This window comes from Microvirga tunisiensis (genome assembly GCF_009296175.1).
Classification (GTDB): Bacteria; Pseudomonadota; Alphaproteobacteria; order Rhizobiales; family Beijerinckiaceae; genus Microvirga; species Microvirga tunisiensis.
Genome location: NZ_VOSK01000083.1, coordinates 1 through 23,423 on the forward strand (window position 1 = coordinate 1; position 23,423 = coordinate 23,423).

Annotated in this window: 16 protein-coding genes, 1 tRNA gene and 2 pseudogenes; 5 read left to right on the top strand and 14 right to left on the bottom strand. The window is 58.4% G+C overall.

Features of this window, described 5'->3' with window-relative positions; translation table 11 throughout:
* Window positions 1-254, top strand: a pseudogene (locus FS320_RS45990) (IS630 family transposase); the annotation flags it as partial.
* A gap of 1,130 nt (window positions 255-1,384) precedes the next feature.
* On the opposite strand, the gene FS320_RS19430 reads toward FS320_RS45990, so the two are convergent.
* Window positions 1,385-2,098 (bottom strand): hypothetical protein, encoded by a 714-nt coding sequence (locus FS320_RS19430; RefSeq protein WP_152713478.1) that lies wholly within the window; start codon window positions 2,096-2,098, stop codon window positions 1,385-1,387.
* A 9-nt stretch (window positions 2,099-2,107) separates the two neighbouring features.
* On the bottom strand, window positions 2,108-2,659 hold the full coding sequence (locus FS320_RS19435) for a hypothetical protein (RefSeq protein WP_152713480.1): 552 nt from the start codon (window positions 2,657-2,659) through the stop codon (window positions 2,108-2,110).
* Between the two features lie 289 nt (window positions 2,660-2,948).
* Here FS320_RS19435 and FS320_RS19440 point away from each other — a divergent pair, with 289 nt between their 5' ends.
* Window positions 2,949-4,046: a hypothetical protein gene (locus FS320_RS19440; RefSeq protein WP_152713482.1), complete on the top strand. Its 1,098-nt coding sequence runs from the start codon at window positions 2,949-2,951 to the stop codon at window positions 4,044-4,046.
* A 203-nt stretch (window positions 4,047-4,249) separates the two neighbouring features.
* Entirely contained in the window at window positions 4,250-6,019 is a 1,770-nt protein-coding gene (locus FS320_RS45995) for a class I SAM-dependent methyltransferase (RefSeq protein ID WP_162003108.1), read from the top strand.
* Between the two features lie 160 nt (window positions 6,020-6,179).
* Here the strand turns inward: FS320_RS45995 and FS320_RS19455 are convergent, their stop codons facing one another.
* From FS320_RS19455 to FS320_RS19515, 12 genes and pseudogenes are all read right to left on the bottom strand, one after another.
* The gene (locus FS320_RS19455; RefSeq protein WP_338105415.1) at window positions 6,180-7,133 is read right to left on the bottom strand and encodes an AAA family ATPase; all 954 of its coding nucleotides are present in this window, start codon (window positions 7,131-7,133) and stop codon (window positions 6,180-6,182) included.
* The gene (locus FS320_RS19460; RefSeq protein ID WP_152713486.1) at window positions 7,117-7,869 is read right to left on the bottom strand and encodes a hypothetical protein; all 753 of its coding nucleotides are present in this window, start codon (window positions 7,867-7,869) and stop codon (window positions 7,117-7,119) included. Before FS320_RS19460 ends, FS320_RS19455 begins: the two co-directional genes overlap by 17 nt.
* On the bottom strand, window positions 7,866-8,783 hold the full coding sequence (locus FS320_RS19465; protein WP_152713487.1) for a hypothetical protein: 918 nt from the start codon (window positions 8,781-8,783) through the stop codon (window positions 7,866-7,868). Before FS320_RS19465 ends, FS320_RS19460 begins: the two co-directional genes overlap by 4 nt.
* A 108-nt stretch (window positions 8,784-8,891) precedes the next feature.
* Complete coding sequence (locus FS320_RS19470; protein WP_152713489.1) at window positions 8,892-9,242, bottom strand: hypothetical protein; 351 nt, start codon at window positions 9,240-9,242, stop codon at window positions 8,892-8,894.
* A 258-nt stretch (window positions 9,243-9,500) separates the two neighbouring features.
* Complete coding sequence (locus FS320_RS19475; RefSeq protein WP_152713491.1) at window positions 9,501-12,680, bottom strand: Eco57I restriction-modification methylase domain-containing protein; 3,180 nt, start codon at window positions 12,678-12,680, stop codon at window positions 9,501-9,503.
* The gene (locus FS320_RS19480; RefSeq protein WP_244627232.1) at window positions 12,673-16,011 is read right to left on the bottom strand and encodes a helicase-related protein; all 3,339 of its coding nucleotides are present in this window, start codon (window positions 16,009-16,011) and stop codon (window positions 12,673-12,675) included. The genes FS320_RS19475 and FS320_RS19480 overlap by 8 nt, the downstream gene beginning before the upstream one ends.
* Window positions 16,008-16,196 (bottom strand): methylation-associated defense system helix-turn-helix domain-containing protein MAD1, encoded by a 189-nt coding sequence (gene mads1 / locus FS320_RS19485; RefSeq protein WP_162003109.1) that lies wholly within the window; start codon window positions 16,194-16,196, stop codon window positions 16,008-16,010. Before mads1 ends, FS320_RS19480 begins: the two co-directional genes overlap by 4 nt.
* Window positions 16,197-16,668: 472 nt before the next feature.
* A tRNA-Ser gene (locus FS320_RS19490) sits at window positions 16,669-16,751 on the bottom strand.
* A 244-nt stretch (window positions 16,752-16,995) separates the two neighbouring features.
* The gene (locus tag FS320_RS19495) at window positions 16,996-17,988 is read right to left on the bottom strand and encodes an IS481 family transposase (protein WP_152713493.1); all 993 of its coding nucleotides are present in this window, start codon (window positions 17,986-17,988) and stop codon (window positions 16,996-16,998) included.
* 109 nt (window positions 17,989-18,097) lie between these two features.
* Window positions 18,098-18,778 (bottom strand): annotated as a pseudogene (locus FS320_RS19500) (helix-hairpin-helix domain-containing protein); the annotation flags it as partial.
* A 217-nt stretch (window positions 18,779-18,995) separates the two neighbouring features.
* Window positions 18,996-19,805, bottom strand: coding sequence for a phenylalanine--tRNA ligase subunit alpha (locus FS320_RS19505; protein WP_152713495.1), 810 nt, complete (start codon window positions 19,803-19,805; stop codon window positions 18,996-18,998).
* 976 nt (window positions 19,806-20,781) lie between these two features.
* Window positions 20,782-21,066, bottom strand: a complete 285-nt coding sequence (locus FS320_RS19515; protein WP_152713497.1) for a hypothetical protein — start codon at window positions 21,064-21,066, stop codon at window positions 20,782-20,784.
* A 638-nt stretch (window positions 21,067-21,704) separates the two neighbouring features.
* On the opposite strand from FS320_RS19515, the gene FS320_RS19525 reads away from it, so the two are divergent.
* Together FS320_RS19525 and FS320_RS19530 are read left to right on the top strand one after the other, a co-directional pair.
* The gene (locus FS320_RS19525; RefSeq protein ID WP_244627233.1) at window positions 21,705-22,121 is read left to right on the top strand and encodes a hypothetical protein; all 417 of its coding nucleotides are present in this window, start codon (window positions 21,705-21,707) and stop codon (window positions 22,119-22,121) included.
* A 12-nt stretch (window positions 22,122-22,133) separates the two neighbouring features.
* Window positions 22,134-22,469 carry a DUF6894 family protein gene (locus tag FS320_RS19530; RefSeq protein ID WP_244627234.1) on the top strand — a complete coding sequence of 112 codons (336 nt, stop codon included), beginning with the start codon at window positions 22,134-22,136 and terminating at the stop codon, window positions 22,467-22,469.
* The last annotated feature ends 954 nt before the right edge of the window (window positions 22,470-23,423 follow it).

The window sequence follows — 23,423 nt, forward strand, 5'->3', positions numbered from 1 at the left end:
ATCCGCGCTTCCACCTGCACTTCACGCCGACCTCGGCCTCATGGCTCAACCAGGTTGAGCGCTTCTTTGCCCTGATCACCCAGGAGCGCATTCGGCGGGGCGCCTTCACGAGCGTGCCCGATCTGGAGAGTGCTATCATGGACTACCTGGAGCACCACAATGCCGACCCGAGACCCTTTGTCTGGACCGCCTCGGCCTCAGCTATCCTGGAAAAGGTCGCCCGTGCGAAACAAGCGTTAGAGTCACAACACTAGCATGAGGCGATTCCGGCGCTGTGTGAATCCCTGCGCCTGACTCGCCCGCGGGGGCTGTCGAGAGTGATCCGCCGGTTGGGATAAGCGCTCATGTCAACACGTTGCGATCTTCGCATGAGCCGTGCGGCAGGTTTTGGCATTTTGTCATTTTGTCATCAAGGTCTTGAACACCCCCGACAGCCCAGACCTCGGCGCAACTGGGTGAGCAGGGATGATCGTCCAGGAAGGTCACTGCTGCTGTAGGATCGAAAGGTGCTCGGCTTCATTTTATGGGCGAACGGATCGGCAGGATTGATCACGGGGCGGTCTAACCGAAGTATCCCACCAAGCTCTTTGGATATTTTAACCCGCAGGTAACCATAATCTAAGGCAACGCATATTTGTTGCTGGCGCGCCTTGCTCCTGGAGCGGCCGGTCGCTAGGATTAGCAAATCCGCACCTGACGCGTGCGGGCAACCCAAGCGTTGTCTTCCCGACGCCGTTCGGGCCCACATCCGCTCCACATCGCGAGCGGGTCACGTCACGAAAGGGGTTCCTCTCCGGAGGAGCCCCTTTTCGTTTAACGACGAACAGTACTGGTGAGGACATGCTGCTGTAGCAGTCTGCACGAGCCGCACGATCCAAGTCGGCTTTTCTGGATTGCGGATCCGGGCCAACGTGATCGCGCTTGTCTCTGGAAACACCACAACCTGGAGCATTTCTGGGACGTATTGCCCTTTCCAAAGGCAGCCCTTCAAAGATCTGATTCACCCACATCTCCTGCTGCGCTCGGCGGGCCAGCATGTTTCTGGCGGATCATGTGGAAGCTCGGGCCGAGCGGCGGATGAACGCGCCAAGACGGCTATGCGACGAGTTTTGGCATTTTGTCAATTTGTCATTGGCGACGGCTGCTGCGCGCCCTGTGACCGACGCACGGCAGGACCGCCTCACACACGGGAACTCCGGAGCCCGGGAAAGCTGCGGGCGCAATGGATAGCGAACAGGTTTGGTCGTCGCTCTTTGTGGTCGGGCGTCTTGGACATTGGACGAAAATGGCTCTCAGCTGAGACACGATCAATCTTGCGGGGTATCGCGCTCGACTTCGAACCATTCTTGCGTGTGCGGTGCTTGAGCAGGTCGCGTACTTGACCTTAAGAGCCGCTCGCCCCGTCGTCAGGAGTAACGAGAATGTCTGGAGACGAACTCGCCAGATCGTCGATCTCCGGAAAGAGATCCTCTGCGGTAAGGGCTGCCGCAATCCTGTCGGGCTCCGTCTGCCGACGCAGGGTGGTCAGGCGAGCGTTGACCCAGATGACGATCCGGGCAAGCTCGCCCCAGCCGTTCGCGGAATTGCGGCGTTGCACCAATTCGAGAAAGGTCTCGAGTTCGGTGATCTCGGCCAGGATCGCGGTGTAGCGGCTGACGAAATCACGCCGCCGCTTCTCCCGTTCTTCCCGGGCCTGCGCAAGAGCGCGGAGAGTTTCGCTTAAGCGCCATTCCCGCGTGAAGCGTTCAAGTTCCTCCCGGCGCGCTCGGATTCCGGCCAAATAAGCAACGATGCCATCGGCTACGTCCCCGGTAGTGTTTTCAAGCCTCCGGGTATTGCCGTCCCGCCAGATCAGGCGCGTTCCTCGGACATGCTGATCGGCAATCCTTATCATCAGGAATCCGGTAAACCGTATCACGGGGGCCGGCTCAGCGCATCTATATCCGGTTCTCCGAAGATCCGCGAGGGGATTAAGAGTGCCGTCCGTCCGCCCGCGCTCCGCGCCGGCCAGTTCCCGCAATGCCGGGACATGCGAGTCGATTTCCGTTCTTTCAGTGAGGGAAAAGGTGACCTGGTCCTCGCCCGAGGTAACCTGCATCGACTGGCCTCAGCCATGCAGAGCAAGACCTCGGCTCTCAAGAGCCCGGGCAAGGCCATCAACGACTCGTATGCTGCGCTCGACGTTCGCGATCCCGATCACAACTCCACATTCACCGCTTCCAGTAGCGCGCACGGTGCCATCTGCGTCGGGAGTGGCCCCGCGGAGCGTTCGGGCCGTCGCCATGACTGTGGGATGGATATCATGAAGCGGCTCGACCGGCTCTATCATGGATTCCACAGATGACCTGGAACGGATCAGACGCTGGCCACGCTCCGAGGCATTCGCCTGAGGTGGCGTCGCGGGAGGCTGGGCGTACGAGAGTGAGAGGTAAACCCATTCGTCTTGCGGTTTGTCCGTCCGATAAAGGCGGGTCTGCTTGACGTCCTTGCCGTTGGCTTTCTGCGTCCAGTAACTGCGTGATGGAACCGGAACGCGATAGCGGTCGTAGACTTTCCTGAGCGAAGCCTCGGACAGCCCGAAATTCTCGGCTACCCGCTCCGTCGGCATCGACCACACGAGATCGTACATTTCGCGGCGGGTGAGATCTGTCTGGGACATGCCACCAGCATTGCGGAAAAGCAGGGCTTAATCTGGGCCGAGAGCCTCTTTCAACTGGGCTTCGGGCCGGGCACAGTACCGTCACCCATGCGCTTAGTTGGATCGTCCTGATCACAGAAAGCAGGTTGAGATCATCCGTCTTCGGATCCAGTTTCGAAGGTTCAGTTCGTGTCCGAGAATATAGGGGGCATGCCAAAAAACTGGTCAACGGGAGCCTGGAATGGGATCGGACAAACCATTCGTTCCTTGCCAGGCCCTGTGCTCTTTTCGAGGGAAAGGAGGACTGAGCATGGCACAAGCAACCCCCACCCATATCCGTGTGCTTCAGAAGGCCCGTGAATTTATGTCCGCGGTGCCCGAAGGCCGTAGAAATCGCAAGACGTGTCGCACCTACCTCAAGATTTTCCGCATCATGTATAAGGAAGGAGTGTTCGATCCTCTGCGCCCGCAGGACGCTTATGACACCTATTGCAAACGCCGGTCCGCTCTCCGGTATGGAGGACGGTACGTCATCGACCAGATAAGGCAGAAGCTCGAGCAGATGCTGGACAGCGCGGACCCGGCTTTGGTCGACCGTGTCGCCCGGGAGCTCGATGGTTTGATTAAATCTGTCGCCGCGGCTGTGATCCGTGACGGTGGGGTGGGAGGCGCTAGTGATGGGGAGGGATCGGCCTCGGCTCGCTGGCGGGCTGTGTCGGAGGATCGCGCGAGGCGTGGGGCTGGGAGCAAGCGGTATGTTCTCCCGACCCTGCCCGATGATTGGCGGGACAAGATCTGGGTGCAGGTCCCTGCCAACAGCTCTCACCGGAGCGCGCTCGCTGTGATAGACGTTACCGGGTGCCGAACGGCGGACCTTGTAGCCGGCGACCGGTGCGGGTTCGCGTATGCGGGAGCCGTGGCCTGCTTCGAGGAGGACGAACTCGTCATCTATATCTGCCCCGCCAAGACCGATGAATTGGTCGTGACCCGGTATGTCGTCGATGTCGAGGGTTGCGGAGCTGTCGCCCACGATCTCGTGGCACAGTGCAGGGCTAGCGGTGGTTGGATGACCATCGCGATCCAGTCGTCCGATGCTGTCCGCAAGGCTGTCGAGAGGCTCGGGCAGAGCGTCTTTCCTGACCGTGAGGAGGCCATCACGCCCTACGTTTATCGTGCCCAGGCTATCGCCGATGCCAAGGCTCAGTGGGGCGCAGGCGAGATGGTGGCGATCATGGCAAACCATAAAAACGATACCAATCAGTCCCGCTATGGCCGCTATGAGCATGCTACAGGCCGCCGGGCGCTCAAGGCCGTGAGCACCACCCGCGAGATCAAGATCGGGCGCGTCGCGCACGCCAGGGTGCTTGGTGAGTTGAGGAAGGCGAGCGTCGCCAACCCGCATCGCTGAGCAGTCCCGGGAGGAAGCCCGCCGGTCGGACTTCGTCCTTGCGGAAGGCTGGATCGATCAAGCTCTTAGGGAAGATAACCCGTTCAGGTGGTATTCCGGGCGCATCACTGCTACTGGTACAAACGTCCGCCTGAGACTGTTTGCCGGTTGGCCCAATGGATGAATGGCTCGGTTCGGCAGGCATCCAGCTTATGGTTCCTTGAATGGCGAACACGATTTCGGCCTACGACCTTCAAAGCGCAGACTTGGCGGCCAGGTACGAAAGCGTGCCGGCTGAAACCGTGCACGCGTCAATCGCGGATTATATCCCGCGTGGTTCAGGTCTCCTCTCGCTGGATGTCGGAGCCGGATCAGGCCGGGATGCCGCATGGCTTGCATCCCTCGGGCATGAGGTTGTGGCGGTCGAACCGGCGGCTGGCATGCGGGCCGAGGCGCAGCGGCGTCATCCTGATCCTCGCATCCGCTGGCTCGACGACCGTCTTCCGGACCTGAATGTCGTCCATGGGCTCGGCATTGCTTATAACCTGATCCTGTTGAGCGCGGTATGGATGCATATACCGCCGCCAGCGCGGGCCCGTGCGTTCCGGAAGCTCGCTACCCTGCTCAAGCCCGGTGGGGTGATGCTGATGAGCTTGCGCGAGGGACCGCCAGAGCCGGGACGCGCAATGTGGCCCGCTCCGGCCGGGGAGGTCGAGGCATTCGCACGCAGTCACGGTCTTGCGGTTCTCCGGTCAGTGACAAGCGATGATCGGCTCGGCCGGCCCGATGTCCGCTGGACTGCCATGTGCCTGCGCCTTCCCGACGACGGTGCGGGTGCCTTGCCGTTGCTGCGGGGCGTCATTCTCAACGATGAAAAATCATCCACCTACAAACTCGGGCTCCTGCGGGCCGTCGCCCGTATCGCCGACGCGGCTCCGGCGCTTGCCGTGCCGCGGCCTGACGAGGATGCCGTTGATGTGCCCCTCGGCCTTGTCGCCCTGAATTGGATTCGCATGTATCTTCCGCTTGTCGCGGCAGGCCTGCCCCAGATGCCAGGCAACACAGGGCCGGACGGGCTCGGGTTCGTGAAAGCCGGTTTTCGAGACCTCCTCGCCGGAAATGTCGCCGCCCAGGGTCTCAGGATCGGAGCCCGCTTCACTGGTGATCGTGCGACTGCCATTGCTCGGGCACTCGTCGAGGCGAGGCGCATAATTGTCGACATGCCGGCGACCTTTACCCGCTTTCCCAATTCGGACATGCCGGTGTTCGCTGCAGCTGCGACTGCTCCGCCGCGGCTTCGCGGCGAGCTGACGCTTGACGGTGAAGTCCTCAGGGCCTTCGGCACCCTGACGGTTCCCGGCCATGTCTGGCGTACGCTGCAGAGATTGGGAGCATGGGTGGAGCCGGTCCTTGTCGCCGAATGGGCGCGGCTCGTCCGAGCCTATGGTGAACGGATGAGCCAGCCTGTTGCCCTGGGAGAGGTCGAGGCGCAGCTCGCCTGGCTCGATCCTGCGCGGGACACCCTTCTGGCCCGCTCCGTCGCAAAACGCCTTCTGGACCGCAGACACACGATCACCTGTGTCTGGACAGGAGCTCGACTCGAGGCAGGCAGGAACAGGCTCGACATTGATCATTGCCTGCCATGGTCGGCCTGGCCCTGTGGTGATCTGTGGAATCTGCTGCCGGCAAGCCCGCGTGTGAACCAGCATCTCAAGCGAGATCGTTTGCCGTCCGCGGCAGCCCTTGCCGCAGTACGCGAGGAGATCCTGGGTTGGTGGGAGGTAGCCTGGCGGAGCGATCCGGCGCTTGGCTCCCGTTTCGAGCGCGAGGCCGTGGCTGCGCTCCCTGTGAATACCGGTTCATCGTCCGAGGACATATTTGCAGCCCTCGAGTGGCGGCGTCTGCGACTGCGCCAGGACCAGCAGGTGCAGGAATGGAGTGGCGCGAGATCTGCAGGTATCGAAGCCGATTTGGTTCGGCAGAACCCGCTCTAGAATCGGATTGACGAGTTATCCGGGTCAATGATGCGGCTTCTGCTCCTGGCGCGGCACACCGGTCGGAGGAGTGGCGAGGGAGAGCAAGCAGCGTGTCCGGACGCTATGCGGGATCGCGGTGCCGCGGATCCGCGGCACCGGTTTTGTATTTCTTTGATGGTCAGTGCTTCATCTCGAAGTGGTCGCGGGTCCCCAACACCACGTCGACGACCTGCCGCAAGCGGCGGACAGAGCCGCCGTCCCAATGCCGGCGGACATCTGCAATTTCGGCGGCCGTCATCGGCGGCACGAAGCGCGCATCCAGTCCTTGCTCATGGGCCATCGCGAGGCAGAGCGACGGCAACAGCGCCTCGAGGTGCTCTGCTGCAGGCTCCGGCATCTGTAACACCAGCATCCGGTCGAGCAGCGGCGTCGGGATATCACCAACCGCGTTGGCCGTTGCCATGTAGACAGCATGCGAGAGGTCGCATTCCACCTGCAGGGCTGTGTCCATGAAGCACCGGCTGGTCTCACCCTCCAGCAGGCCGAGGAGCGTGTCCCAGAGCCGGCCCTGGTCCGTTCTGGTCTGCGCCTTCTCAATCTCATCGATGAAGATCACGGGATTGGCATGGCCATGCCGCGCGATGGCGGCCAGTACATGGCTGGGCTCGGACGAGCTCCAGCGCCGCTCGAGCCCACCGACCGCGCCGCCGGTGTCCCGCGGGGCATCGATCCGCCACACACCGAGACCCAGGAGTTCGCCGATCCGGCGCGCGAGCCGGCTCTTGCCGGTGCCGGGCGGCCCGAGCAGCAGCATGGGCGGCAGGCGGACATAAGGCTGCGATGCCAGCGGCCGCAGGATGCGATCGATGAGCGCCTGGGCGTAAGGGTACTCCTGCAGCAGGGCAGCCCGCACAGCCCTGAGGTCAGGTGTTCTGATAAGGGGCACAGGAACACCAAGGATCTTTTCCACGCTGCGGGCAATCTCGCGCATTCGCCCGTCCAGGCGGAACTTCGGGCAGACGAGGACATGGCCCTCAGGAAGGGCCGGGTCCTCGACAGCCTTGAGCGGGGAGGGGGAGTTCTCCGCTGCGCGGCGCTCCTGCCGCTCGGCGGCCTCACGCTCGGCCGCCACCCGCCCGCTCCACCTGGGTCGCATGACGGGCGACCGGCCGCAGGAGCTCCCGACCCAGGGGCAGGGCTGCGCTCGCCAGGAGTTCCCGCTCGTGCTGGTGCGGCACCAGCCCGACCGCGAGAGCGCTTAGGCCGACGGCGAGCGCCCGCGTGTCCTGCCGCAGTTCGTCGTAGGCTTGGCTGAGATCGCGCCACCACGCCTGCCGGACAGCATCTGCATCCGCCGGGAGGGCGAGGCCTGACAAGTCGAAATCTACGTCGATTTCGGCATACGGCGAGGCAGCCTCAGAGATGGAGACTTGGGCCTCGTCCGGCTCGAGGCAGCGCAGGCTCAGGGCGAGGCTCTCGACGGTGTGCAGGACGCTCCAGGCCGAGGCAGCGAGCTTGGACGCTGCAGCCTGATCCTCGGTCAGGTGGCTCAGTGCGCGGACGAGATGGCCGAGTTCTGCGGTGGCAGGACTGTCCTTGGTCGCTGCGAAGCCCCCCAACTCTGACAGCAGGGTCGCGGTGGTCTCCCGGAACGGCAGCTCGACGTACGTGCGCGCCGCTTTCCAGCTCGTGGCCCAAGCCGTGGCGGCCGGAGCAAGCTCCGGCGCTAGGGCGGCGATCGCCTGCATGGTGTCATCGACCAGCCGTGGTTGCGGCAGGTGACGCTCGAGGGTCAGGCGCACCAGACGCGGGCAGCGCGCGAGCAGCACGCTGCGGGTCGCGTGGTTCGGAAAGGTCCACCGGCTCATCGGGCCATCTCCACACGCCAGGAGGGGAACAGAAGAATATTGTTCCGGGCAGCTGGTCTGGACGGGGCGAGCGTGGTGCTGTCCTTCATCCATGCGTCCGTGCGGCCCCCGCGATAGCCCAGGACCAACAGGAAGGCCGCCGAGAGGGTTCGGCACTGGACCCGTCGGGTCAGGCGCCACAGCGAGGGATCCTCCACCGCCTCGAGCGCACCCCAGGCCCAGAGTTCCTCGCGCAGGACCGAGGCCGTCACTGAAGCGGTGGCGACCACCCGGCGACGAATGATGCTGTCGGGAAGCAGAACGAAGCCGTCCTCGACCAGTTCAACGGAAGCGGTAAGCCGCCCCCGGCGGAGAGTCAGGACCTGACCGAGGGGAGTGCGTGAGGAGCGCGGCTCCTCCAGGTAGAATGGGGGCAGGAGCTGCGGAGCCAGCCAGGAACAATGAGGGTGCAGCCAAACCAGCGCCTTGGCCCAGAAGGCTTGCAGAGCCTTGTAGCCGTCGTCGCCGAGGCTCGCCCCGAAGGCATCCTTGTCGTTGGCAGGCTCGGCACGCCCACTGGCAATGACCTGGTTCCAGCCGAAACGCTCGAGAGCCCGGGCTTCATCGGGTGACAAAGGTCTGCCGGCGCGAGTGATGACAATGATGCGGCCCGACGGGGCGAGGGCCACCGGACGATAACTGCGAAGCCGGACAGGAGCGGGCCGGTGGGTCTCGCCGCTATACACGATCGGTGCCCCGGAGAGGCTGGCGGACTCGACATAGTAGGCTGCGCCAGTCGTCCTGTTGAGGCAATCGCAGGCCAGCAGCGTGCGGTAGTGCTCCATCGGCGCGATGACGATGAGCGGGTCGCCCGGTCGGCCTTCGATCACGATCAGGCCATCGGTATGCGTTTTGGTCGGTTGATAACGGGACATGGGTTGTCCTCCAGCGCTCACGCGAGGCGTGGCGCTCTGATGAGAAGGAAAAAGGGGAGGGACGGGATGCGTGCAGCATCCCGCCAGTCGGTCAGGGTTCAGGACGCCTCAGGGGCGCCAGATCCTGACGCTGCTGTCGAAGGGGGCGTGGAAATCGACTGCCAGCAACCCGGCCTCGATCAGGGCAAGGACGGCCGTGATCGGGCGGGGATGATGCGGCAGCGCTTCAATGAGATCGCCCAGTTCCGCAACAACGGCCTCGTCGACTGCCGCAAGGATCGTGACCTGGTCCTCGGGCGAGACGAAGGGATGCATGACCAGACCGGGGTGCTGACGCGGGCCGGGTTCATGTGCCGGGCCTGCACCGGGGTCTTGATTGTGGGGATGATGATCGGGAGGAAGAGCAACGGGCCGCTCAGGGCGGTTGCATGCGGGCGCAAACCCGCTATCGATGGTCATAACCACCTGGGTTCTCCTACTGCTGTTAGGAGTTGACGGGTGGCCAGGCTGCTGGCGCCGCTGGAACGGCGCTGGCAGCCGCCCTCTGGAAAGGGAAAACTGCCTCCTGGCCAGCCGAATCCGTATCGAATTCGGCAGGACGAGGCTGCTCCAGATTGTAGGTGGCTGGCAAGCAAAACCTGAAAACATGGTTAATAAATGCTTAATCGAGCCAGCGACTGACGCGGTGCGGATAAGGCATTTTGCGATCAGCGTACGTCAGAGGGGAGTAATCTTGAACGTAGTTTCTCCCGGCTCCCTGTGTTCCATTTCCCATCGGAGCTGAGGCTCTAGCTGCCAACCATCTGTGCTCAGAGTACTTTGCGGGACATCAAAGCCCAGCGCATCAAATAAATCGGGAAATGCAACCACCTCAGAGCTATCTCGATCAGGAGGCCAGTTCATTACGTGAACAATGTCGCTGCTTTTCGGGGCCAGTACAGGCCTGTCCCGCCGGGTAGCAATGATTATCGTTGGGTATGCAAGTGCATCAAATACTTCAGCATCGCCGAAATCCACAATGCGCCGCAGCTCCGAATTACGGTTCATCCACCCGCGAAGCCGCTCGCCATACTTCGCGCGATACCACTTGTTCGAGGTGATGTACGCGAATGCTCCGCCAGGGTTCAGCAGCTCAATACCACGTTGGATGAAATAGACGAAAAGATCTGCGGTGCCGCTGTAGGCACCTTTTGGAACACCTCGGTTATCTTTGCCGCCATAATGCGTTTCCAGCAGGGGCTTTTGGTCCTTGATAGACTCCTGCCGGACATAAGGTGGGTTGCCGATAACAATATCAAGGTTTGACGAAAGGCCAAACATCCATTCAGGATCAAAGAACGGAGCGAATGCATTTTGATCAAAGGGATCCCACGCCGCCATCTTGCTTGCATCCGCTTCTGGCAGCCCTCTATCCAATTTGAGCAATTCCGCCAGCTCATCGCGCAGGCGGGCAATATCATTGCGGCGCGCGCGCTTGGATTTAGCGGTGCGAGCGCTAAAGTAGCGCGCGTTCATAGCGCGCAATTCGGCTTCCTTCTCAGCAATTTTCACGTTGCGGAAAAGATCAGCCTGCGCTGAGCGCTCGATAGGGATCAGGGTATTTGCAGCGACCAGCTTGGTCTCAAGATTCGGTAATGCCGTGATATTTGCATTATCTTCTTTGCAGTCGATCTTTTGGCTAACAATAAGTGAGATAAAGAATCTCAGTTTCGCGATCTGCACTGCAATCGGCTGAATATCAACGCCAAAGAGGCACTTCTCAATTATGTACAGCTTACGAGCGTAATTGGCTCGCTCCGGATCAGCAAAGTCCCTATCGAGCTTTGCCAGCGCCATATCCGCTTCGTCGATAGCAGCTTCCCGGCGCGCCGGATCCGGGATGCGTCCGGCTGCCTGCCGTTGATCCTCTAGTGGCCTGCGGTTCTGTGATTTCCAGCGCGCGTTATCTGGGTCCAACCTCCCTAGAATGTGGACCAATTTCTGCAGCAGTCCCATCGGGAAGGCACCCGATCCACAAGCCGGATCGAGGGCTCGCAGGTTTTCGATGGCCGTAACTAGAACATCTGTCTCTGCAGGCGAGAACGGATTTCCCGTTTTGATCGCCATGTTCAGCAGATTCCGAAGCCTTGTTCGGATGTCACTGAGGACATTTTCCGGGGGCTGCGCGGCTGGTGGCCGCTGGAGATCAAGCTCGCCCGGCGCTGAACCGAAATCAAAGGTTCGGGTGACCGGCTTTTGAAGCTGTCGTTCGGCTAACTTGGCAGGAAGCCAACGTTCAAAATACGCAGTCAGAGCTTCGTCGACCATGTAGTCAACGACTTCGCGTGGAGTGTAGAATGCGCCTGACTTCTTTCGAGCGGTGGTGCGAGTGTCTGCGTTATAGCTTGCTAAGAGATTCTCGAATACCTTACCAAGCAACTCAGGATCGAGTGCCACCTCCTCTTCGACTGGTGTGTTCTCCTCAATCGTGAACTTATAACGCGAGAAGAGTTCAACGAGGCCAGCTGCTTCATAGCTTCTGCCCTTAGTGTCATACTCTGCGTTGAGATCAACCTTCTCGCTGCGAGCGAAGAAAATCTTGTTTGGGACCTTGAGACCATTGTCAGGGCGCTCCGAGAAACCGTCGACTCGGATCACATTGCGCGAATCCTCCTGCACAACCCGCTTCTTGAGATTGGGATTGCGTTCTAGGTCCCTGGCAGAGATTTCGCGGTCCAGGCATTCAAACAAACCGCCATTCAGGAACGGCACCTTCCTAAAGAGATCGAGAGCGCGGTCTGGATTGCGGAACGCGTCGCGGTATCGATAAACAGTGTGAACTAGGTACTGGATGTCAGATCCGAGATCGGCGCGTTTCGCCTTCCATTTTCTATCCTCCGACATCTCGGTGTTGAGCGTCGCGAAAAATAGGTTCTGGAGAATGGCCTTATAATAAGTGCTACTATCTGGATGTTCCGCCGGACTATCCTTCAGAAGTGCTGCTAACTGTTCCGTCCTGAATAATTCGTCGGGAACAAGACCCTTCTCCTTGATGAACCATACGAAAATCAAGCGTGTAAGAAGGCGGATGACCGCAATCTGATTCTCGGCTTCGAAGGCCTCCAGAGCCTTCCTTGGATCCTGCTCAATTTCCATCGCATGAATAGCGCTTGGAAATTCCACTTGCTTGACTGACCAGAAGAACCAGTTGGCAAGTTCACGGTAGAATCGAGCATTTAGAGCTTGTGTCGAGAGCGCCTCAATCCAGCCACTATAGAGATCGCGGAAATTCGTCGGCACTCCGCGACCACGCACCTTCACCTGATTCAGGGCAATATCTGACAGGATATCCAGATGTGCGCGATGAGGGTTTATTAGATCTATATCTTTGATAATTGATATACGCTTTTCGATAACGTCGCGAGCTGCGTCCCGATGATTTGGGCGACGATCAATAACCGCTAGAGATGCGAGGTTGCCATACCGGAAGAAGATAATCACCGGCATCGGGAAAAGGCGGTTGATCTCACGAGTTATTCCAGCAAGTGCTCCGCGACTCCACTGGCGATCAGCCAACTCAATAGCAAGGAAGACAAAGGACTCGATTATAGAAGCTCGGTAATCCTGCTGCCCGGCGAAGAGATCGCTGTTGCCTTGCGCGAGAACCGGAATTTCATCATTTGTAAGCTGAAAGGCTACCTCGATGCGACGCCACTCCGAGACATATGCATCGGATTTCGCAGACAGCTTTCCGCTTGGGTCTGCAAATTTCAAGAAAGACGAGGGGGTCCCATCGAGACTCACGGTTTTCCGGCTGGAGTAACCGAGCGCCTCAAATAGCGCGGTGGTAGCTTCCTTGAGTGGTTGCTCCGAAGCCGCTTTAAGGGCGGATAGAACATTAGCTCTCACTTCAGACATTGGGTCCGGCTTCCTCGCGCATAATCACAAGCCAGGTGACAAGATCAAAGTCTGCGGCTGATTTTGCGAGTTTGTTATCGTCAACCAGTTTTCCTCCCCGCCCGCCGAAGAGATTGCCGAAGTTTTTCTTCTCTGTCTGTGCTGTGATCGCTGAGATGGCGGCGGTGAGCAGCTTATCGTAGTGGTCCATGTTCGCCCCATCACGCGTCTGTTGGTTAAAAAGCTCACATAATTGTGCGTATGGCTCGGAATTGCCCTGGCAAACTGCACGGAAGATTTCAAGCACTTGTTTTGCACTGGTGAAGTTGTAGCGGATCTCGCCAGTATCCCGCACGTAAACTAGAAAGTACGGCTGTAGCGGATTGACGAGCTCAATGTCATGTGAGCCCTCCCTCTGCCTTAGGCAGAAGAGTGTTCCTGGCTGGATACTGGGATAGTCAGGATGGACAGGTGCAACTGCGTACAACCCAAATGGAGCATCTTGCAGCTTGTCCCGATTCGCTTCGATGTAGCCCATAAGCTCGGTGCGGAAATCGTCTAATGTGAACTCATTCAACACAACAGTTTCGTTGAAGTCCTCCAAGTCAAGAACCTCATCCTTCAGTCGAAGAAGCTGTTTATCTCTGTAACGGAGGTCATCTTGGATGAGCTCTTCGATATCATTAGTTTGAAGGATATTATCTTCTGCGGTCGCAGCGACATCTACTAGCGCCATGCGCGCTTCAACACGGTTCTTGAGATTGATGTACTTGTTGAGATCCGGTGTGGGCCAGAAATTCACTAGCTGAATTTCCTTATTGAAGCTCCCAATGCGGTCGATCCGCCCAAACCTTTGGATGATGCGGACGGGGTTCCAGTGAATATCGTAGTTGATGAGATAATCGCAGTCCTGAAGGTTCTGCCCTTCCGAGATGCAGTCCGTAGCGATCAAGATGTCGATCTCGCCATCCTGAGGCATAGACTTCATTCTTGCGCGTTGCTTTGAGCGAGGTGAAAAATTAGTCAGAATTTGCGCAAAATCAGCTTTTCCGAAGGTAGTGCGGTTTGGCTTCGTGCCGCCCGATATCAGAGCAATGTGTACTTGTAGTGTCTTCCGCGCCCAGTCGGCCAGCGCGTCATACAGGTAAGCCGCCGTATCTGCGAATGCGCAGAATACAATAACTTTCCGGTTTGCCTCACCAAGCGAGTTTATTTCAGGCCGCCGCACTTTGCCTTCAATCAATGCCTTGAGCTCTGCGAGCTTGGCATCGCGCTCAACGTCAACCGATTTTGCTGTGTCGGCGAGCAAGGAAAGCTGCTGCTTATCCGTCGCTAGGTCTTTCAGCCAACGGTCAACATCTAGGTGCGCCATCTGAAACTTCAGCTTGGCGCCGACCTGAAATGCCTCACTCAATTCCTCGTCATCTTCGTCCTCTAGAGCGAATAGGTCAGGTTGAACTACATCGCGAGTGCCCTGACTTTGCCGCTTGAACTCGTAGAGCCGCTTCTCCAAGTCCTCGATCCTAGCAACAGTCCGTTCCATAGTGATTGCGAAGGCATGCACCGAGCTCTCAAGGCGCTTTAGGAAATTGACCTTCATCATCCCGATTAGAAAGCGTTCGCGGTCTACCTGAGAGAAGTTGCGGACCTTCTTTTCCTCGTACTGTGCTTTGTAAGCAGGCAGCACATATAATGAAGGATTGAAGAGAGAAAGTTTGTAGTTCGAGATTTCGTCATTCAGACGATCATACGACAGAAAGCGGCCCTTCAGGTCTATTTCAGCGAAGACAGAATGGGGGCGTCTGCGCTTGGGAAAACGTCCAATTCTCTCAAGAGAAGAGCGATAATATTTCTTGATGTGCTTGCGTGAGCGAGCGATGGTAAGTTCATCTAAAAGCGTGAAGAAGGCAGCTGGCAATCGATCCATCAAGTCCCGCGCATCGCGCTCGCCCGTCCGACGGGCCCATTCGGTGAAAGCCTTCTGAGCGGTCGCAAGTGTATCCTTAATACTGTGGATTCCGAAGTTGGGTGCAAAAGCTGCATCCCTTCCTTCTGTTACGAAATATACCTGATTGCGAAGATCGCTTAGATCATTGTTGACGGGAGTGGCCGAAAGTAAGAGTACCTTTGTTTTAACACCTTGCTGAATAACATCCTGCATGAGCCTTTCATAGCGGCTTTTGCGGATAAGATCCCCATCATCGTCGCGCTTGCCTTTTGTGTTGTTGCGAAAGTTGTGCGACTCGTCGATGACAACGAGGTCAAAGTTGCCCCAGTTGATTGCTTCTAGGTTGATGCCGTCAACGCGCCCCGATTCACGGGACAGATCTGTATGGGAAAGAACGGTATAATTAAATCTGTCTTTTAGAAACGGGTTCAGCTCGCTGTTGTTGTTAGCAAGAAAAACGGTCCAGTTATCGCGCAGCTTCTTTGGGCAAAGGACTAGAACGCGATGGTTACGAAGCTCAAAGTACTTAATAATCGCTAGTGCTGAGTACGTTTTGCCCAAGCCAACGCTGTCGGCAAGGATGCAGCCGTTGTGAGTGTTGATCTTATGGATCGCACCTTTAACGCCATCTTTTTGAAAATCGAATAAGGCTCTCCAAATCTCAGTATCAACGATTGCAGTCTGCTCAAACAGCGCCGCATCAGCTTGCTGCCCCGAAATGAAGCGCTCAAAGACATGAAAAAGCGTCTTGAAATATATGAATTCGGGTGGGTGATCTACATAGAGCTGCTCTAGATAGCGCAGTACCTCGCCTTTGACATCCGAGACCAGCTGCTGGTTAGCCCAAATCTCATCAAACCAGGATTTTAGATCAGAGCGGTCACGGTCGCTGTCAACGATAAGATTGAGCTCTATGTTAGGTGTTTTTGAGAGGCCTAACCCTCGCCTTGTGAAGTTGGAGCTTCCAACGATAGCATGTTCCCGCCGCCCATCATCGATATGGTACATCTTCCCATGGAGAAGGGTCGCATCATTAACGGATCTGATCTCGACTTTTGTACGAAGCCAGTTTGCACACTCGATGGCTACTCGCCTCTGCTGAAGCCGATTGGCGAGCTCAATTGAGTCCTCCTCGATTGCAAACCGCTTCCGCTCAGTTTTCTCCGGGTCTAAGGATCCGATAAACCGGGGCTCGCCGAACAGAAAGCGCAGTCCATCGATACCGTCTAAGCTTGTGCGAAGAGCTTGATACGCATGGATCGTAAAATAAGCTGAGACAATGGAGAGCTGGCTGCCCTCTATGATGCGGCTCGTCAGGAACTCCGCCACGCTGCCGCGAGCGTGATTGTCTCGAATGCCATGCATCGGTGCCGCAGTGTGATTCATTGGTTTTTGTTCGTTCAAGAGTGGCGCCGCGAAGCAGCTTTTCGGGTTTCGATCCATTGATCGATGTCTACACGCTTGAAGCGCCACTGGCCGCGAACTTTGAATGCGGGGATCTCACGTTGCTGTGCCATCGTATAGACGGTCTTCTCAGCCACCTTCAGCAATTTCGAAACTTCAGGAAGCGTCAGGATTTCCTCAGGCACAGGCCTGCTCCCTCTTGTTAAGTGAGGTAGGGCGTAAGTCACGCTACCAGCCGTTGCCAAGCTTTGCCAGAGGTTGGTTGCTCTCGGGTTACTAAGAGGTGCGGGGTTCCACACCTTAATTCTGTCGAGCTGAATTGGATGAATAGACAGGGTGGGCCGCAAGGGGCAATCGCGCGGAATTCTGTTCTAAAATGAGTGCGACCGCCTCAGTTGGGGGTCTGCTGCTAGAGTCGCGGGCAGCATCGAGCACAGGAGGCGGGTTATCCGCCAGTGCAGGAGGGGTTATGGCTACGGGATACAATTATAATTTTTTGGCTGCGGGCGCTATCAACCGATGACCAGTGGTTCTGTGTGTTCAAGACTGAACAGCGACAGCCAACATAGCCCACGGCGAAATGTGGGGTGCAGTGAGGGGTGACCGCTCGCGCTTGTGCGAAATTACTTTGATAAACAATGATTTAGCGGTGAAGAGTGGCGGAAGGGAGATTCGAACTCCCGATACGGTTGCCCGTATGCCGCATTTCGAGTGCGGTGCATTTATCAGCTGCCCCATCCGCATTTGAACCCTGTCCGCCGGATTGACGACGCCCTCGAACGCGGCGAAGCTGTTCTCTCTGGTCCGACGCGAGGGCCTTCAGAACACCAAGGTTGTCATCCAGGGAGATGGGCCGCAAAAATCCTCCACGCGGACTGCCAAGCGGGAGCGGCGAAAGACCCGATACGCAGAACCTCCTTCGGGCAGGGTAGGCCATTCCAGGCGAGAGCAGGATCGCTCAGAGGAGCAAGGCCCGGCCCCGGCCTATGGGTATGTGTCTGGATGCGAGACCTCCTTGGCGGCAGCGATGACCTGGAGGGCGGGCGGCAACGCGTCTGAATCGGGCGGCTTGTAGCGGCGGTTGGCCAGCTTCGGCTCGGCAGCCAGGCGGCTTCGCACAACCTCATCCGGGGATCGCCCCTTGAGCACGCGCTGACGTCTCCTGTTGTAAGCCTGATTGAAGCCCTTGAGCAGCGTCTCGAGATCCCGATGGCTATAGATCGTGATGCCGAGCACCTCGCGCTGCACCCGCCCGTTGAAGCGCTCCACGAGACCATTGGTTTGCGGTGTATACGGCTTGGTCCTGCGGTGCTCCAGCTTCAGCTGGCGGCAGGCCTCTTCAAAGCCATCGGCGGTAAAGCAGGATCCTCTGTCGGTGAGCACGTGCGTGATCTTGAAGGGAAACGCGCGGACCGCCTCTTTCAGGAAGGCGACCGCGCTGGTGGCCAGCTCATCGTCCTTGACGGCCAGGTGCACCCAGCGCGAGCAGCGGTCGATGGCCACATACAAATAGCGCTTGCGGCGCTCGCCGTTGGCGGTCTGCAGCTTGGGCAGGTGCTTGATGTCCATGTGGATGAAGCCAAGATCGTAATCCTTGAACGTGCCGCTCCGGCGCTGGCGCTGCTGCGCCGAGGGCAATCGTCCCAAGCCTTCCGCCTTGAGGATGCGGTAGACGGCATCGCGGTTGAGATGCGGCAGGAAATGGCTGACCACAAACGTGAGGTCATCGAGCGGGAAGCCGGTGGCCTGGCGCAGGGCACAGACGATGGCGCGCTCTTCCTCGGTGGCCTTCCAGGGCAGCTTGTGCGGCCGGCTGCTATGGTCCTGGCAGTCCTGGGCTCCGCGCTTGCGCCACTTGCGGATGGTCTCGGTGCTCACGCTGAAGCGCTGGGCCAGCACGCCGGTGGGCTCTCTCGAGCGGGCGATCTCTTGGCGGACGGCGGGGGTGGTGCGGGCTTGCGGATGAAGGGAGTGCATCACGTCCTCCTGCGGTGAGAAGCTCGGCGTCGCAGGCCGTCAAAGCGCCAAGTATACTCCTCAATGGCGTAACGCACCTGATCCCAACAACGTTCCGCTACCAAACACTGAGTCGGTGCGGAGAGGTCTTCTCCACCCCGAGCTTGGCCGCAATGGCATCGGCTGTTCGGAACCCGATCCCCCGCACGTCTTGGGCCAGACGGTAGGGATTCTCGGTCATGATCTTGATGGCCTCATGGCCGTAGGTCTTGAAGATGCGAACCGCTCGGGCCGTGCCGACTCCATGCGCATGGAGGAAGATCATGATCTCCCGCACGGCCTTCTGCTCCGCCCAGCCCGCGACGATCTTTGAGGCCCGCCATGGCCCGATTCCAGAGACTTCCTTCAACCGCTCAGGGTTGGCCTCAATGATCTCGAAGGTATCCTCCCCGAAGGCAGCGACGATGCGTTTGGCCATCGCGGGTCCGATGCCGCGCATCTGGCCTGAGGCAAGGTACTTTTCGATGCCTTCCACGCCCGTGGGAGGCGTGGCTTTGAGCACATTGGCCTTGAACTGAAGCCCATGCGTCCGGTCGCTGAACCAGATCCCGGTCGCGGTTACCCACTCGCCCGCCCCAATGGCTGGGGCATGGCCCACAACTGTCACAAGGTCGCGTTTGCCCCGAGCCTGAACCCGCAACACGCAGAACCCGTTCTCGGCATTGTGGAACGTGACGCGCTCAACCGTACCTGCGAGCGCCTCGATGGGTTGGCCGCTATCCACCTGCTTGGGTCGGACCATCTGGTTCATGCACCTGCCCAGAGCCGCCAGGATGACTCTGCCCCTTTCGTTCTACTGCCGCGATGATTCGCCAACGAGGGCGAAGCTGGAAATGGGTTAAGCATATGCACAGAGATTATGTTCTTCGTTTGTTCTAAAAATCTGGCTGTCTGTAGATCTGGCAAGTTCCTGAAGACCGTTCAGAGGAATGGCTTCAAACTTCTCCAAGAGCAGCCGATTGGGCTGGTCAGGCGAGGTGAGCTTCGCCTCGGTTGTCACGATGATGCATAGCTTGCTGGGTCTTGAGGCCCAGCTCGGTCAGTACGTATGGAGCTGTCAGGCTATTGGCAGTCTTCCGGATCAATCCCTTCCGCTTGAGATACTGCATCAGGGCATTGGCAGAGGCGTTCGGAATGCACAATGCGTCTCTAAGCTCAGGCATCCTCGCTGGCCCATGGGTTGCCAGTAGAGACAGGAGGTCAGCGACCCGATCAGATCTGACCGGCAATGGAACAGGGCGGGCCTTCTTTGCCTCGGGGCGGTATTGAGGATGACCCGCCCCATCTTCGGTCAGGCACCATTGAACCCCTTTCCTGGACTCCTCCACCCCCTGTACAAAGCCATCGCCGTTAAGCGTAGTAAGATACTCCGTTACATCTGGTAGGGGCATGTGAAGGGCGGCGGCGATAAGGGGAGCCGTGGTTTCCTCGCCGAAAGGTATGCAGGATAAAACCCGTTCTTCGCGGTACGATAAGAGGACTGCCGGATCTTCATCTCGTGCAATGATCGTCAGGATTCGCTCGGGATCGCCTACACGCACTTTCCCGATTGCCAGGAGTTTCCGGATCATCTGACGTACGCGCTGCGGAGTGACGTTGAGGTGCTCCGTAATGTCGTGCCCGCGCATCGGCTGAAGAAGCAGGTCGAGGATACGTTGACCTGTTGGGCTGACCCGTTCTCCGCTCGATAACTGCTCCAAAACCTTACCCCTGCTGCGAGCCGTCTTGCGTCGTGAGACAGCCACGGTGCTTTTGTGTTGCCTCGCTTTGTCCGCCATCAATACGCCTCCGGGTTGACCAGCCCATGCTAAGTGGTGCCTCCGGTAAATCATGCGACCCTCGGCAGCAGCAGGGCCATGGCCGCAGCACGACTGATGAAGCGTTAGTCAAAAGATTTCGAGCGCATGGTCCTATGCACAGTCAAGCAATCAGAAGGTCGGGTCGGTGGTTCATGGCTAAGATTATTAAGCAGGAACTAAACGGGTTCGATACGCCTCCACCTCATGCTCGCCTTCATCGCTGCGCAGCCACGCCTCTGCGGCCCCACGGGAAGGAAACTCTTTAGAGCAGATCTTCGGCGTCAGTTTCCCACGAATAGGAACGACGACCCGCCACTGTCCCTTAACCTGTAGCACATAGGCCGGTGGGTGGTCCTGCCTCTTCATAACGGACCTCCGGATTGAGTCTGTAAATCAGAGGTATGCTGGCTGGAATTTTCAAGAAGTTAAGGCGGTGTGATGAGGCTGCATTAGGCAAGACATTTCGATGCAATATTCAGGAGGCGTATTGTGTTTCTCCTTTTCGCAGGCGACCCTATTTGCTTTCCAGTAGTCTTATAGGGGGCGTCCGATGCCCTATTTCCTTAGCCCACAAGCTCTTCTTCTTGCTGTTGGACTTATTGCGCCTATTGCCGCGAGTCATGCTGGTCCATGCACAGTCCAGATTGAGGCCGTCCAGGCCCAGGTTGACGCTAGAGCTGCGGCTATAGCGGGTGCTGGCCCATTGGCGCGCGAAGGCACAGCGGCACTGCTCCATCGAGAGCCCACTCCCGGCTCAAGCGCGCATGCAGAGGAGAGCCTTGGCGAGGGAGCCTCTATCACAAAGGCATTGTCGGCACTGGAGCGGGCGCGGGAGGCTGACCGAGGCGGCAACGAGGGGAGCTGCGAACAGGCCCTTGCAGAGGTACGCCGCGCGATTGGACCCTAGTTCCAGCCGAGGCTCATAGGACTGGCCAGACCGGCAGACACGCAACCTCTATGCAAACGTCCTTTGGATTTGCCTCTCCAACTTATCAATCTCTCGCAGGTAGGGATCACGCCGCTCGTGATGCTGCTTTGCGAGTGCGGCCATCGCCCTCTGTTTGAGAGGCTCGTCAATTGCGCTCTGCAGGATTGTCTCCCGGTTCTTCTGATGCTCAAAATCGATGTCGGCCAGGGCCGCCAGCAACGACTGCAGCAAAGGCAGAATGTCTGGCGAATAGGTTCCTGGGGGCTGTCGAGACGGTCCTGAGGACAGGCGTTTGAGCATGGCAAAAGACATCGTGTTCCTCCGAATTCTTGTTGTTCTTCCGTAACATCGCGGGCGCGCGATGGTATGCTGCGAGGCTCTAGTGAGGATTTGCGCGAGAGCAGGCTTAGCTCCTGAAAGATTGAAGCCTAATGCAGCACCGCTGGGCGCTCGGTCATAAAGAGGGATGGCCGCTTCCAGAGGAGAAAGTGATCGTGCTCCGCAAGACCCAACCGTGGATCTTGTTCGAGGCGTGCGATTTGCGCCTCGACAGCGGCGAGCTGACTCTCAAGTCGCGTAATGGACCGCCGCGTTCCCAGCGCCCGTTTCGGTTTCTTGGCTTTCATAACGCCCCTCATGTGCGCAGCCATGCCATCGCCCCTCCAAAAAGGAAATGCTTGGCAATTCAGCTGGCGTTGACGTAGCGCCCCCAGACTTTTGTTTAGTCCGACGAGACTATGCTGATTCGGGGGTAATCCGTCTGTCGGGAAGCCAACACAACGGCAAGGATTTCTTAACTTACGTTAAATTGCTGCGATGGGCCGAATGAGTGAAAAGGTGAAGGCGCGGCTCCACGGAAAAGGGATTTGGAAGAGTGGGTCGCGCTAAACCTGACACGCGATATACTGCGGGTACAGGAATTGAGCCCTACCTCCTTATGAGGAGGGCTGATGATGACCGACGAGGAAGTTGAGGCTGTGGCGGCGGAGCTGGCCAAAGCCGGTGGTGTCTCCTGGCATCTAGGGCAGGAGCATGGCCCTCTGAAGCTGGTCATGGATCGTTACCGGGACCGGGCCCGACTGGCCATTTCTACCCTTGAGCGGGTTTGGGCAGCGAGACAAGACATCTCCCCCGGCCCATGCATGGCCGACCAGCCCAGGCCCAGCACAAAAGCCAACCTGGTGTCTGTCTCGGGCGATGTTGTCTCTGATGGAAGCTTGGTTTTGTACAGCCCGCCGGGCGACAAAAGAACCTATCCCTGCCGGGTTGAGAAGCTCGTTGGAAGCCGCGCGTATCTCGTTCCAGAGATCCCAACCTGCACCGGCTGGGTGGATCTGGAAAACCTCTCCTCTCCAGCCATCCAGTAAGGTGTTGCAGCCATGGCAACTTTCACCAACGGCAAGCAGGCACCGGCTGACAGCCTCCATGAAATTGACCTGTCGGTCAGCTCCGTGGATGTATCCGCGTCTGGCCCCCCGGTGTTGGCGCGCTACTACTTCAATCTCACCAATGGGGATAGCATGATCCGCGACGAGGAGGGCATCACGGCGTCCAGCCTCCAGGCGGCTGTAATCTCCGCCATGGAAGCCGTCGAGGAGCTTCGCGCCCAAGATCCATCCAATTCGGATGAGTGGCAGGGCTGGCGGCTGGAGATTGTCGATGCCTCAGGTCAGGCGGTGCAAACCATTCCGCTTGATGCTCTCTCGGCTCATTAGTCAGGCTCGGAGCGGCAGCGGCGCGGCTGATGAAGCGGCTGTAGCGCATCAGATTTTGGTCCGTGAAGCCGAGCCGGTGCTGCATGGGCTAACTACGAATGTGATCTCGGCCACAGAAAGCCGAGAGATCCCAGAATAGAAAGGAGCAGTCATTCGGATTTGTTCAGGGAAGCCTGTGCGATGAATAACTGCACTTACTGCTGGTCCCGCTACATGAGAGCTATGAGACTCGCGGGGCGACATCCAGACCCGTCGGTGCGCATTGCCCTAATCCAGGAGGCCTTTGAATGGCTGGACCGCTACTTCGATGCTGAGGACATTGAACTCGCCCGGCGCGAACATATGCCGGTACGGCGATGAAACGGAGCATCTTACGGGAGTGGTCGAGCTAGGTACTTCGTCCGCCTGGGCCCTTACACAGACTGCCCTCAATTCACTGCATGCATCAGCGCAGGACAAACCATCAGATGGCTATGCCGCAGGTCTACCCCGGCAGGTGGGAGGCGTTACAGAGGCCATTGAGGTCGAAACTGTAGCGGCGCGGCTGATGAAGCGGCTTTAGTCAAAAGATTTCGATTCAGAATCTGACCATACAGATGATGCCAGTTTCATCTCTCTGTGGACAACGCAGACTCTTCGTGATGTTGGGCTCCGCTCGACCAATCCTGCTGGTCCAGACCACGAGAGACGAGTTGTCCGGTAATGTTGCATGCTACCTTCTGAGGGAGATCCTTAAGGAGGACTTTGAAACTTCGTGGTACATGGGTTGTGCTGACCAACTGTTCCATTAGCCTCTGTATGTGTGGAGAGTTTCAGAAAGAGTGAACTGAAGTAGTTTGGACTTAATCTGACAGACGGTGTCGTTAGGCTGAGGCATGAGCCGAGGCCGGGCGCGGAGTGGTCGGGGTGCGCAGCGCCCGGCCTCGGGGTTCACAAGGAACATCGTCATGACCA